We start from the raw sequence: 12,458 nt of genomic DNA on the forward strand, positions 1-12,458 counted from the left end.
ACACGATTCTCCTCGGCCCGAAACCAATTCTTGCCATCCCCTGCTCGTGCCCTCGCAGCAGGATCTTGCTATCATGATTCCTGGGCTGCGGCCATGCTCGCTCTACCGTCTTCTCCCCAAGACCGCGACGACAGGACATTCCTTCGCGACCGGCTCGGAGACTCGGAGCAAATGGGCACACGAGGCGGCCGATAGGCTTGGGACTGGCATCAAGCCGCCGCGTGCCGGCGCTCGGCCACCTGAGCAAGATCAACGGCGCGTTACCTACTTGCGTAACACCCCATCTTGTCCAGGTAACGACAACGTCAACGAATATCCCTATTTGCCGGTACGCCGATGAAAAATCGGCCGATGACTGAACCTAATGAGGGCGGATCGCCTCCACTCCGAAGAGCCGGAGGGTCCGCTCCCGATCGAATCGCTGTTGAGGGTTGCAGGATGGGTAGTCAAGTGATCAGGGACGAGGCAATCGATCAATCCCCCGCCTCCGGCGAGCTCGGCGCGGAAGTCGAGCGGTCAGCCGCCGGGGGAAGCCGGGAGTTGCTCACGCTGGCGCTGCCCCTGGTCGTCAGCCAGAGTTTCATGACGGTGCAAGTCTTCGTCGACGCGATCTTGCTCTCCTGGCACGACCCTCGGGAGATGGCCGCGTCGTTTCCGGCGGTCATGTGGTTCTGGCTCCCGTTCGGCCTCCTCCAGGTGGCCGCCGGCTATGTTTCGACGTTCGTCGCCCAGTACACGGGCGCCGGGCGACCGAAGCGGGTCGGACCCGCCGTCTGGCAAGGGGTCCATTTTGCGATCTTGGCCGGGCTCCTGTTTCTGATCATGGTTCCGGCCGCGCCTTATCTGATCGCGATGGGCGGGCACACCCCTGCCCTCCAGGGCCTGGAAGCCATCTACCTGCGTTGCCTCTGCTTCGCCGCCTTACCGATGCTGATCATGGCGGCGATCAACGGCTTCTTCTCGGGCCGCGGCCGGACCTGGACCGTGCTCGGGATCGAGGCGGCCGGGACCGCGGTCAACATCGCTTTGGCCATGCTCCTGATTTTCGGCCGGGCCGGAGCCCCCGAACTCGGCATCGCAGGCGCAGGGTGGGCGACCGTGGCCGGCTCTTGGGTCTCCGCCCTGACGGCCCTCGGCCTCCTGCTCCGTCGCAAATATGCTGAGGAGTTCAACACCCGACGCGGCTGGCGGCCCGAGCGCCAACTCTTCGGCCGCTTGCTGAAGTACGGCCTCCCGGCCGGTGCCCAGGTCTTCTCCGACGTCCTGGTCTTCCACGTCTTCGTCCAGCTCGTGGGTCGACTTGGAGAGGCCCAGGCCGGGGCCACCGCCCTGACCGTCCGGCTGAACATGGTCGCCTTTCTGCCAATGCAAGGGATCGCCCAGGCGGTCTCGATCCTCGTCGGCCAGCGGCTGGGGGCCGACCGTCCGGAACTGGCCGAACGGTCCACTTATACCGGAATGAAATGGGCGTTCGGCTACATGTGCCTGGTTGCCTCGGCGTACGTGCTCATCCCGGGCACCCTGGTCTCGGTGTTCGAGGGGGACCGCGACCCCAAGAGCTTCGCGATGATCGCAGCCTTCGTCCCTCCGCTGCTGGCCTGCGCGGCCGTTTACTCGCTGGCGGACGCCGTGAACCTGACCATCGCCTTCGCGCTCCGAGGCGCAGGCGACACCCGCTTCGTCTCAATCTTAACCTTCACCCTGGCCTGGCCCCTCATGGTGATCCCGACCTACCTGCTCGTCCGGGCCGGGGGCAACCTCAACTGGGCCTGGATGTTCGCAACGGCGTATATCCTAGCCATGGCGCTCTGTTTCACACTCCGGTTCCGCTCCGGCAAGTGGAAGAGTATGCGCGTCATCGAGGCCGCGCCGGCGGTTGAGGAGACAGCCTTCGCAAGCCCGTGAGGCGCAGAGCCAAACCAATCAAACGCACTTATTCATCAATTCAAAGAGAGGCGATCGTCAAAACCAGCCCCCGGTACTTGACGGTCGCCCTTCCAACACGACGATGCAGCCGGTCGCGATCGATCTGCTTGAGGATACGGTTCGGCTCAGAGTTCCGCCCCGATGACATGGGCGATCGCCCGGCAGGCGGCTTCAAACTTCGAGCGATCGACTCGATCATCGTACTCACGAAGCTGTTGAGTCCGAACGACCTCGACCTGATCGGCCTGAGCCACGTACGCGCCCAAGTCGACGTGGGACGGGAGAATCGGCTGCTTTTCGAGCGGTTGACTGGTCAACGGCATGAGGATCACGTGATCATTGGTGTCAGACGAGTCTGACATTACGAGGCCAGGCCGGGCGGTCTGTTTCGAGTCGTGCCAGAACGCTTGCCAGATGCTGCCACGCTCAGGCCGTTTGCTGCCGGGCGGCTTCCAACCGGCCTCAAACTCCCCCGGGAAGAAGTGGGCCCCCGCCGCCTTGCCGACGGCCAAATTCAGGTCGAAGAAGACTTCTTCTTCGATGGTGCCTACAGGACCACTCTCAAGCGCTTTGATGTTTGCGACGGGGAGTCGCGTCAGCTTATCCGTGTGCGCCACGGCTCGCCGTCCGATGACTTCCTCAGGCAGAATGAGTCGAGCCGCGGAATCGGTGAGGTTCGCGGTGAATAACGGCACAACGACGACATACTGGTCGTTAAAACTCTCTTCGGAAACGACAATCGCGTACGGTTCTTTCTCCACAGCGACATCGTAGGGCCATTGAATTCGGTAGACTTCACCCGGTTGGATTCGCATTCGTTTCGTGTCCTCGGTAAAACTCTCAGCTTCGAGCGGTGACCCGAGGGCCTTGCTCGGCACCTCATCCAACTCGAATGATGCGCCCCAATACCTCTCCCCAATTGGCGGATGGCCCTCCCATCTTACAGACTAACATGATCAACCAGGTAGGTCGGTCTCGGCCCGGTCAACCCGATCGCTTCCTCGGTCAAGGTCGCTCACCATCACGAAATCAGCAAGCAGACGATTGAGTGCACGCGACAGGTGATGTAGCTTCAATAGCGAGCTTTTTTGAGTGGCAAAGAGCTTGCGACCGGGAGAGTCCCCCCCAATGTCGATCTCTGTCGAATGCCCGTCGTGCCAGTCCACGTTTCGGGTCCGCGAAGAACTTGCCGGAAAGCGAGGGCGGTGCCCTTCTTGCAAGGCCGTGCTCACGGTTCCGGCGGTCGCAACGACGGCGGTGGTGGCGGCGAGTCCGCAGATCGACGATGACCTGGCCCCTTTGCCTCCCGAGGAGGCCCGCCGGGCGGAGGCAAAGTTGACATCGCGGGGGTCTGCTCCCGAGAAAGCGGCCGAGGTCGAGTACGAGGAAGACGCTGCGGGGGGCTACGTGCTCGCAGGAGGCGCGGCGAAAAAGGCGAAAACCGTCCGGGTGCGCGACGGGGCCTTGCCGGGGGTCGGCGTGAGCGCGAAGGGGGTCCGGCAAGCCGCCGCGCCGACCGAAATCACACGCACTCCAGCCGAGATCCTGGCGGCCTTCCAGGGCGAGATCGAACCGTTCCGGCCGTCGCCCTTGTACTCGCTCTGGCTCTTGGTCGTCGCGGGCTTCATGGTCCTGCTCCCCTTGATCTATGTGGCGTTGATCGGGCTCGTAATCTCTGCCCTCGTGTACCATGCGGTGAACGACGTCACGATCTTCCAGAACGCGCGGGGGAGCGGGGCGTTGAAGATCGCCGTGCTGATCTATCTCGTCCCACTGATCAGTGGCGCAGTGATCGTCATGTTCATGCTCAAGCCGCTGTTCGCGAAGTCGGCGAAGAAGACGAACAATCGGGTGCTCGACCCCCAGGTTGAACCGCTCCTGTACGCGTTCATCGACGGTGTTTGCGAATCCGTCGGCGCTCCTCGGCCGGAGCGGATCGAGGTTGATGGCAAGGTCAACGCGGCCGCAGGCTACTCCGGAGGGGCCTTCTCATTCGTCACACGCGAGCCCGTTCTGGTCATCGGTCTCGGGATGGCCGCCGGACTCAACCTCAAACAATTCGCCGGGGTCATGGCCCACGAGCTTGGACATATCTCGCAAGGGTCAGGGGCGAGGTTGATGGACGTGATTTCGTCCATCAACATCTGGTTCGCGCGCGTTGTCTACGAACGCGATGACTGGGATCAAACCCTCGAGGATTGGTCGACCAGCGGCAACGGCTACCTCATCATGTTGGGAGCGCTCGTCCGCCTCGCCGTCTGGCTGACCCGGCGCGTGCTCTGGGTCCTCCTACGCGTCGGACACCTCGTCAACATGGTCTTCCTCCGTCAGCGCGAGTACGACGCCGATCGCTACGAGGCGCGGATGGTCGGCGCCAAAGTGTTTACCCAAACCTGCTGGCGGTTGCGCGAACTGCAACTGGCGTCGGAGTTCGCCATGGCCGACCTCCAGTCCAGTTGGCAACAGCGCCGGCTGCCGGACAACTTCCCCAAACTGATCCTGGCCAACGTCCCCCAGATCCCCAAAGAAACGCTGGCCGCCTACCGGCAAGCCTCGGGCCAGGCCACGACCGGCCTGTTTGACACCCACCCGTCGGACCGCGATCGGATCGCCCGCGCGAAGCTCGAGGAGCCTGGCGAGGGAATTTTCAACCTCGACGGACCCGCGACCGACGTGTTCCGCAACTTCGACGCACTCGCTCGCGCTGTTACATTTGAATATTACAAGTCGGTGCTCGGACGCGACATCAGCAAAGACCAGCTCTATCCCGTGGCCGAGTTGGTAGAGACCCAGGCGGTCGCCCAGGAGGGCTACGTCGCAGCCGAGCGTTTCTTCTTGAAGGCGATGCCGCTGACTCAGCGGCTCGCATTGCCTTATGATTATCCTAAGGCCCCAACTCAGGCAAAAGGGGCGAAACAAGCGCTTGTCAAGGCCCGCAACGACCAGCAGGCCGCGCGTGAGGAGTGCCTGAGCGCGAGCGAGAGGAACTCCGACGTGCATGCGCGGCTCATCAAAGCCGAAGCCGCCAGCGTGCTGTTGAAGTCCGACATCAAGCTCGACGCCGAGGCCTGGGGCCTGCGAACAGCGACGGTCAAGGCGGCGGAGGCGGCGCGCGACCAAGCGCTGGCGGAGAGCCACGCTCTCGAGGCGGAGTTCGCCCCCTACGCGGCCTCGGCCGCACAGCGATTGACCCAGGCACTGGCCATCCTCCAGGTCGATACCGTCGCCGATCGGGTGGCCGAAGGCCGCGAGCGCCGTGAGGAAGCTCAGACGCTCTATCCGTGTGCCTCGCACCTGGGGAGCAACGTCGTGAGCCAGCTCCTTCCGGCCATTCGGGCCAAGCAGGTCCTCGAACTCCTCCTCACGCGATACAACGAAGGCAAGAACGAGAAGAACCAGCCCTTGATCACGGCCATTCTCCACGGCGCGAGCGACCTCCGCAACAAGCTCGAAGAGCTGCGCTGGAAGGTCGGCGACACGATCTATTACCCGTTCGAGCACGCGGAGGAAGACATCACCCTCGCTCGCTTCGCGCTTCCCCCCGTCTTGCCCGAGAAGAACGACGTCGGCGAGTTACTCGAGACGGCCAACGCAGCCGTCGACCGTCTCCTGGGCCTCTACCGCCGCGCCCTTGGCCGGCTGACCGTGACCGCCGAGGAGGTCGAACGTGTGCTGGGGCTTGAACCCATCGCCTTCACCGAGGCGGACGAACCCTGACGGGCGTGGAGATCAACGACGCCCAAAAACACCTTGAAATTGAATCCACGAATATCCTGAACCAATCGATAAGTTACTGCCCCGGTGAGGCGCCCGTTCCGAAGCATCGCGGGCCTTCACCCGAAGTGAGAAGACCCGTGATACATGGAAATCAATCGGGTCTTTCACCTTGGCAAATTCTTGCGTGATTACTTCGACTTCCCCGTCGCGGAGGCTGTCATCACCTCGAAGTTCAAGGGTGAGTCGGCCCCGGTCACTTCGGCGCTGAACTCGCCCTTGATCTCCACTTTCTTGGCGGAAGGCTTGGTCGCGGCGGTGACTCTTGCCCCTTCGGCGGCCATGAACGGATCGCCTTTTAACGCCTCGGGAATACTCGCAGCAGAGTCTTCAGGAAGGCCAGGGACGACGGTCACTTTGTATTTCCCGGGGGCGAGGCCGGTGCGATTTCGATACTGGGCCAGGTAGTTTCCATCGGGTCCGGTCGTATCACCCCCAGCCGTGCTGGGGTCATTGCCCACTTCGGGAATGAAGGAAACCATGGCATTGGCCATGGGCTTGCCATCAAGCGTGACGGTCCCCTTGACGGGGACGAGCTTGATCGCACTGTCCGGGTCTGAACCACAGCCGATCATCCCCAGCAATGTGAGGAAAGCGACCCATCGCATCATTGTCATCGAACTGGTTCCCGCAGAAAAGTAGATCGATCAATGAAAACGGCTTGAGGCAAAATTGCTTCGAAATGCGAGGAGAATGGAAGACCGAGCAATCAAAATGCCGAGGCGTTATTCGCAGCAGAGGCCGGCGGATCGCCGGGAGACACCGACTTGGCGGGCGGATCTCCCTCGGCATCGGCCTCCTTGGCCGGGCTTGCGGGCGGAGCCGGGATAACAAGCCCCGGGGCCTTGACGTCGAAGGCAAAATGGCCCCCTTTCGGACTGATCTTGGCGGTGAGCTTGGAAGTGCCAAGGTCGGCGTATTCACGCGGAAGCATTTCCTTCGATGTCAGCATGCCCGGCGGCTGGGCCAGGCTGGATCGGGGGCCCAGGCCTTGCGGTTCACCCTCGGCCGAGAGGAGCAGGCTGATCGCCACCTTGTATTCGCCCGGCGAGATACCTGGTCGGCCTGAGCTCGAAACACTGTATTCGCCCTTCGCATTGGTCTCGCCAACCCCGGGTGACCACTGCGGGGGGAGGAACGTCACAACGGCCCCAGCCAGCGGTTCGCCATTGAGAGTGACGACTCCACTCACAGGCACCAAGTTTGAGAAGTCGGGGCCGTCGGCGGTCTCTTCAACATCGGACCCCGCGCAGCCCGAAACTACGGCCAAAACGACCGTCCAAAGCGTTTGTCGTCGCGACAAGCGGTTCAAAATCATGGAGGTAAAGACTCAGGAAGGATAAATCGATTGGGTTAAAGGGCAATGCGATGGCTTTCCACCAAGGTCGCGGCGTGACGAGAAGCCGCAGTGGAACAGCCGCCCTTATTTGGATTGCATCCTCCCCCCCTGGGACCGCGGGCGCCCCGCCCGCTCTTGAATTGAATTGCGGGCGGGGCGCCCGCGGTCCCAGGGGGGGAGGGGGAAATGCAATTCCGCGAATCAGTCTCGTTGGTGCGATTGCCCCAAAAAAAAGAGCGAGGTCAACCGGAAGAGGAACGTGAACGAACGGATGGATCGTGATGCGTGCGACCGGCTCAGGGGCGGTCGCACACGTCGGTGTCGAGCCATCGCTGTTCATTTCAAAGTCAAAAGCCTTGGACTTAGAACGAGTCGGCGCTGATGACCTCGCCGCCCGAGATGGTGGCCAAGCCCCACCACGTGTAAGCATTGATCGAATTTTTGATAAAACGGACACTGCCATCAGCCAACCCCATGTTCACCCCTCCCGCGTGCGAGCTGCTGAAGACCCAAGCGTAGGGGCGTTGCTTCTGGTCGGCCGGCACGGTCGGGTAGATGGTGCCCGTCCTGCCGTTCGGGAGGAAGGCGAGCACCGCAGTCGACGTCGGCGGGTCGATCCGACCGTGGGTGGAGGTGTGACAGCCCGAACCCCAGTACGGACCATAGCCATAGCCGTTGGGGTCGGTCGTTGACGGTGTCCCCGCGTAGTGCCCCAAGCCATTGAGCGACTCGCCGACCAGGAACGTATTGCTCGTTCCGTCGGTCATGCTGGCGATGGTCGTCGTCAGGTCGTTGAAGAACGCCCCTCGCGACGCCGCATTCGGCATGCCTGCGCCGGTGCCGGGGCAGTTGTAGTCGGTATTGTTGGCGGAACTGACGAGGTAATTGCTCCGCGCTGCATTTTGCCGTGAATAGTAGGTGGCGACCGTGTCGCTGACGGGCCCCGACGTATTGCCGTCGGAGGGGCACACGAACGACGCCACCATCGAGCCGACCACCGTCGTGTTGGAGAAGGCCGATCCGGCGGTGGTGGTGAGCGGAGACACTTTTCCATTGGTCGACGCCTGGCTGAAGTTATAGGCGTTATAGAGCGCCGTCTGCTCCATGAAGTTCAGGACCAAGGAAAAGGCTGTGGTGCTGATCGCAATTCCCGTCCCACCGTTGGCGTTCGTGACGGTGCAGGTGCTGGCGTAGATCTTGGCGGGGGGAAAGCCACCGTTGGCACTCTCGTAGTTCGCCATCGCCAGGCCCATCTGCTTCAGGTTGTTGATGCACTGCGAGCGGCGCGCCGCCTCCCGCGCGGCCTGGACGGCCGGCAGCAGCAGGGCGATCAAGACCGCGATGATCGCGATCACGACCAGCAATTCGATCAGGGTAAAACCTCGTTGTGAGCGCATGAAAGAGACCCTCTGAAAACGGAGTGGGTAATGGATAACAGCGAACTCATCGTTGGCTCGCAACGTGAACGCCTTGAGACCATTGGACGGGGTCCCTCATCAAGACACCATCACGTCGGAGGGAGCGAACGCTCTCAAGAATATTTAGAGGATGTTAGTGAGTCTAAGCGAAAGTTCGATGGTTGCAATACGAAAAAAACGAACTGATTGGGATTTTCAATTCGATCAACTCGTCTCCTCAACGCCACCACAGACATCCTAAATAGGGGAAATTTCATGTGTGGACTTGACCCCATAATCGATCGATAAAACATTCCAACACCAACAACTACGAATGGCTCGCAGAACCTGGGTCGCACTCGATCTTGTTTTCAAGCCAAATCAAGAGCGGGGATCGTGTTGAAACGAGGGGGGCACCTCGGTCAGTCCCAACAGCGGCTCTCGTGGCCAGGCGGTCGAATCGTGACGTGGGATCAAGATGATCGCCGTAGATTGTGAGGGTTTCGCAATCCAGATCATGAAACGGAGGGGGCACGTTCCCCCCATTGTGGGATGCGAAAGTCGTGCCACCCCCGGTTCTCACGGACGAGGGGAGCGGCCCAATCCCCAAACCAGAGCGTTAAGCGTGATAGCCAGAACAGGTTAGAGAGTTCGTGGGCGAGTTGAAGATTTGTCGGATCGATCGGGAAAGGTCGGAGAGGATTCAGGCAACGATGCCTAGGCCCTGGGCATCTCGTGCCGGCGAGGCAAAGCATGCGTGTTGGCTTGCACGCGGCTTGGTGAGCTCTCCGTCAGGCATTACCGGGCCCGTTCCTGAACGCAAGCGGATCGGGGAAGGGGATCACCCATCCCTTGGGACAGACCGCGTGAGACCCGCCCGCACTTCAGCACTTTCAAATCAATCCATTCAAGCACGGCCAGGGCATCTGTGATCCAAGAAAGCCCATCAGGCTCACCACGTTCGCCATGCCCCAAGGTACAAGAAAACGTCAGTTCGGTACGCGTCGGTAGAACGACTTGGCTTCCTCAAGGCTATCAAAGAGATCCCAATATGCGTCCATCCGCATCATTTCGATGAAGTCTTTGGTGCCGTGGTTGGCGTTCGCCAGGACGACCTCTCCGCCCTGTTGCCGGACCAGCCGCGTCAGGGTCGTCAGCAACCCCATGCTGGTCGCCCCCATCTCCCGGACCCCGCGCAGGTCGAGGATGACGTTGCGATATCCGTGCTCGAGCAACTCTTTGAGGTCGCGGCTGGCGTCGAAATGCCTGGGGTCGTTCAGCAACGATCCGAAGTGACTCAAGATCGCCAGATCACCCTCCATTCGGATGTTCAATGGCATGCTCTTCTCCACAACGCTTCCTCTGCGAACTCGCGCTCGATCCGTCCGATTCAGAATGGCCTCTGCTTGAGATTGGGAAGCCTCGGGGGCGACTCGTTGACGGATCGGCCGGGATCGGGCATATCCCGGGGAGCGCGAGTCAGGGTGATCCGCTCGACCCGCCAGACCTTGGGGCTGAGTTCACGGAAGCCGAGCGAGAAGTCAAGGTTGATCGTGCCGAAGTTGAGCGTCCCCACTGCACCGACCTTGTAGCTTCCACCCGCCAGGACTCGGAACTGAGCGCTGCCGCGGCCCGACTGGCGCCCTGCGTTCGCCTCGAGCTTGATGATCCGGATGAAGTCGAACTCGGTCTGGCCGAGACGGGCGCTGATATGGCTGCGCGTTTCATCCCCCGAGAGGCTCTGCCCTTGCTGAGCGAACTGAACGTCGGGCGTCAAGAGCGCGAAGACCGCAGGGGCGTCAGAGGCGGCAACGGCCCCTCTCAAGTCGTAGACAACCTGCTCGATCCGCTCGGTGTCGGTAACCCAGAGATACTCGACCAGGACCAGAAGCGCAGCCAGGGCCAAGGAGGCCCCCGCCCAGATCAGGAACTTGCCCTGCTGGGTCACCCTGAGCGCAACCAGAAAGATGACCGCCAAGATTCCGAGTCCCCCGGCCAGGTAGGTCGGGTCGTCCGAGAGCAACTCCATGGCGATTCGTCTCCAAACTCGTCGGGGGGCACGACACAGAACGGCCCACCATGTCTCTTCTCTTGGAGAGCAGGCTGGGCCTGGGGCCTCCGATATCCCGCTCGACTACGACGCCTCTTTCTTGGCGGGGGCGTCTGGCTCGTCCTTCGGCTTGGGATCGGCGTTCTTCGCTTTTTCTTGCTCTTTTGCTTTCTCCGCCGGGGCGTCCTTGTCTTTGGTCGAGCGCACGAGTTGGATGTCGTCGTACTGGACAGGGGTCAGGTTGTAGCGCGGTTCCCAGGGTGTGGTAGCCTTGAGCTTGATCGTTCCCTCGAAGAACTTGGGGATCACCGAGGTGACCTTGGGCTCGAGCCAGAGCAGCTTGTAGCCGTGGAGCGAGGAGTCGAAGAAATCGACCCGATTCTGCTTCATCCCCCCGGCCGGCCGCTCGACGATCGGTCGAGCCGCGCGGACCGGGTCAGCCGAGATAGGGTCGCGTTCGCCGGCCATGAGCAGGAGTGGGATCCTGGGAGCCAGGGAGCTCATCACCTGCCTGAGGACGAAACCGGAACCGTCGGCCAAGGGGCTGACCAGAACCATGGCACCCAGGTCGCTGGTCCTGCCTTCGCCGGAGACACCCCCTCCCGGTGTGTTCGCCCAGGCCGCGACCAGGTTCGCTCCCTCTCCCACGCCCATCACACCGAGCTTGGCCAAGTTCAGCTTCCCTCGGTTGTGGCGATCGACCAGGAACTGGTAGGCGGCCTGGAGGTCGCCCACCATCAGCTTCCAGTCTTGCGGCGCCAGCGCCTTGCGCACGTTGGCCCCGTGCCCGCGAAGGTCAACGGCCAGCACCGCGTACCCCAGGCTCTGCATATGCTCGGCGAACCCCTGCTTCTTGAGCTCGGCGATCGGCTCCTCGAAGTCTCGGCTCGACCGTTCCTTCTCATGGACCATCATGATCACGGGGGCGTTGGTGCCAAGCCGCGCGGGGAAGGCGGGGTAGTAGACCAGGTTCAGCGAAGTCTCGTCGCTTGCCTTGATTTTCAAGCGGTAGTGGACCATTCCCGCGGCGGCCTTGTCCAGGGCATCGGCCTCACCGCGCTCGATCGGATCGGCGGCGTTGGGCGCGAGCCGCTTGGCCGGCTCGCGCCGCTTGCTCTTGGCCTTGGCCGCCGCTTTGCCCTTGGGAGCTCCGACCTGCTGGGCCGTCGCGACCCCCAAGGTCGCCAGAGTCACCGCAATCGCTGTCAACCATGACACGGCCCCACTCGCCCGACGGCTTCGCATCGTTCCTCTCCCCCTGAGCATTCGTTCCCGCCGGACCGAGGCCCGAGGGCTCCTTTGCACTTCTGACGTGTCCCTGTCATCCCATCGTACAGGCCGCTTGCTCGCCATGACAAGCGTACCATGCCGATCCATCACAACAACAAGGCGAGGGGGGCAGCGAGCACCGCAAACGGCGAGCAATACGCGCAAGAGGCGAGCGAAAAAACGAAAAGAGGGCGAGCAGAAAGCTGATGCTCTCCGCTCGCCCTCTTTTCGTTGGGTAAAGGGCCCCCCGAGGGTCGTCAACCACTCAGCTCAGGGGATGAACTCAATATCAATTGCGTTTTCACCCGGCTTGATCTCAACGGTTTTCTCCTCGTATTCCAAGCCGTAAAACGCCTTGCTTCGCGTCTTCGGCGTCACTGTCACGACGTTCTGGCCGAGGAGCGTCTTGACAATGAAGGAGCCGTCCTTCGCAATCGTGGTGTCACGGGCCCCGACGACTCGTTTGGCGTTTGACGGATTGAAGTGGAGGGTCCCACCGTCCAGCAGCTTCCCCCGGACCTTCACGGTTCCTTTCACCTGGGCCTCGTCGAGAGTGGTCATACCGGGAGCTTCCCCCGAGGCACAGCCCGCGAGGGTTGTCATCAACACAGCGGCCGCAGCCACAGCCAGACCGTCGAGAAATCTCCGTCGCCTCATCTTTCGCCTCTCCTCGCAGACCTCAGCCTTTGGCGACCAACCACCG

Annotated in this window: 10 protein-coding genes; 2 read left to right on the plus strand and 8 right to left on the minus strand. The window is 61.9% G+C overall.

The genetic code is table 11. From position 1 onward, the window contains the following. The first annotated feature begins 438 nt into the window (after positions 1-438). On the plus strand, positions 439-1,905 hold the full coding sequence (locus SINAC_RS00435) for an MATE family efflux transporter (protein ID WP_015243733.1): 1,467 nt from the start codon (positions 439-441) through the stop codon (positions 1,903-1,905). A 146-nt stretch (positions 1,906-2,051) separates the two neighbouring features. On the opposite strand, the gene SINAC_RS00440 is transcribed toward SINAC_RS00435, so the two are convergent. Beyond that, positions 2,052-2,741, minus strand: a complete 690-nt coding sequence (locus SINAC_RS00440; protein ID WP_015243734.1) for a type II toxin-antitoxin system PemK/MazF family toxin — start codon at positions 2,739-2,741, stop codon at positions 2,052-2,054. A 313-nt stretch (positions 2,742-3,054) separates the two neighbouring features. Between SINAC_RS00440 and SINAC_RS00445 the strand changes: the two genes are divergently transcribed. Then, positions 3,055-5,643 (plus strand): M48 family metalloprotease, encoded by a 2,589-nt coding sequence (locus SINAC_RS00445; RefSeq protein WP_015243735.1) that lies wholly within the window; start codon positions 3,055-3,057, stop codon positions 5,641-5,643. Positions 5,644-5,831: 188 nt separating this feature from the next. Here the strand turns inward: SINAC_RS00445 and SINAC_RS00450 are convergent, their stop codons facing one another. From SINAC_RS00450 to SINAC_RS00480, 7 genes are all read right to left on the minus strand, one after another. Further along, the gene (locus tag SINAC_RS00450; RefSeq protein ID WP_015243736.1) at positions 5,832-6,317 is read right to left on the minus strand and encodes a carboxypeptidase-like regulatory domain-containing protein; all 486 of its coding nucleotides are present in this window, start codon (positions 6,315-6,317) and stop codon (positions 5,832-5,834) included. 92 nt (positions 6,318-6,409) lie between these two features. Continuing rightward, positions 6,410-7,003 (minus strand): carboxypeptidase-like regulatory domain-containing protein, encoded by a 594-nt coding sequence (locus SINAC_RS00455; RefSeq protein ID WP_237722821.1) that lies wholly within the window; start codon positions 7,001-7,003, stop codon positions 6,410-6,412. Positions 7,004-7,401: 398 nt separating this feature from the next. Then, positions 7,402-8,436, minus strand: coding sequence for a DUF1559 domain-containing protein (locus SINAC_RS00460; RefSeq protein WP_015243738.1), 1,035 nt, complete (start codon positions 8,434-8,436; stop codon positions 7,402-7,404). A gap of 989 nt (positions 8,437-9,425) precedes the next feature. Then, a complete protein-coding gene (locus SINAC_RS00465; protein ID WP_015243739.1) occupies positions 9,426-9,776 on the minus strand; it encodes an STAS domain-containing protein in 351 nt (116 codons plus the stop codon). Between the two features lie 50 nt (positions 9,777-9,826). Next, positions 9,827-10,465, minus strand: a complete 639-nt coding sequence (locus SINAC_RS00470; RefSeq protein WP_015243740.1) for a hypothetical protein — start codon at positions 10,463-10,465, stop codon at positions 9,827-9,829. A 105-nt stretch (positions 10,466-10,570) separates the two neighbouring features. Beyond that, entirely contained in the window at positions 10,571-11,731 is a 1,161-nt protein-coding gene (locus SINAC_RS00475; protein WP_015243741.1) for an alpha/beta hydrolase, read from the minus strand. A gap of 294 nt (positions 11,732-12,025) precedes the next feature. Next, positions 12,026-12,412 carry a hypothetical protein gene (locus SINAC_RS00480; RefSeq protein ID WP_015243742.1) on the minus strand — a complete coding sequence of 129 codons (387 nt, stop codon included), beginning with the start codon at positions 12,410-12,412 and terminating at the stop codon, positions 12,026-12,028. Between the last annotated feature and the right edge of the window lie 46 nt (positions 12,413-12,458).

It is taken from the genome of Singulisphaera acidiphila DSM 18658, from assembly GCF_000242455.2.
In the GTDB taxonomy this organism is placed as follows: Bacteria; Planctomycetota; Planctomycetia; order Isosphaerales; family Isosphaeraceae; genus Singulisphaera; species Singulisphaera acidiphila.

Excerpts from the sequence above, each read along its gene's own strand:
- SINAC_RS00460 (WP_015243738.1), bottom strand. The coding sequence starts at position 8,436 with ATGCGCTCACAACGAGGTTTTACCCTGATCGAATTGCTGGTCGTGATC.
- SINAC_RS00475 (WP_015243741.1), bottom strand. The coding sequence starts at position 11,731 with ATGCGAAGCCGTCGGGCGAGTGGGGCCGTGTCATGGTTGACAGCGATT.
- SINAC_RS00470 (WP_015243740.1), bottom strand. The coding sequence starts at position 10,465 with ATGGAGTTGCTCTCGGACGACCCGACCTACCTGGCCGGGGGACTCGGA.
- SINAC_RS00480 (WP_015243742.1), bottom strand. The coding sequence starts at position 12,412 with ATGAGGCGACGGAGATTTCTCGACGGTCTGGCTGTGGCTGCGGCCGCT.
- SINAC_RS00445 (WP_015243735.1), top strand. The coding sequence starts at position 3,055 with ATGTCGATCTCTGTCGAATGCCCGTCGTGCCAGTCCACGTTTCGGGTC.
- SINAC_RS00435 (WP_015243733.1), top strand. The coding sequence starts at position 439 with ATGGGTAGTCAAGTGATCAGGGACGAGGCAATCGATCAATCCCCCGCC.
- SINAC_RS00465 (WP_015243739.1), bottom strand. The coding sequence starts at position 9,776 with ATGCCATTGAACATCCGAATGGAGGGTGATCTGGCGATCTTGAGTCAC.
- SINAC_RS00450 (WP_015243736.1), bottom strand. The coding sequence starts at position 6,317 with ATGACAATGATGCGATGGGTCGCTTTCCTCACATTGCTGGGGATGATC.
- SINAC_RS00440 (WP_015243734.1), bottom strand. The coding sequence starts at position 2,741 with ATGCGAATCCAACCGGGTGAAGTCTACCGAATTCAATGGCCCTACGAT.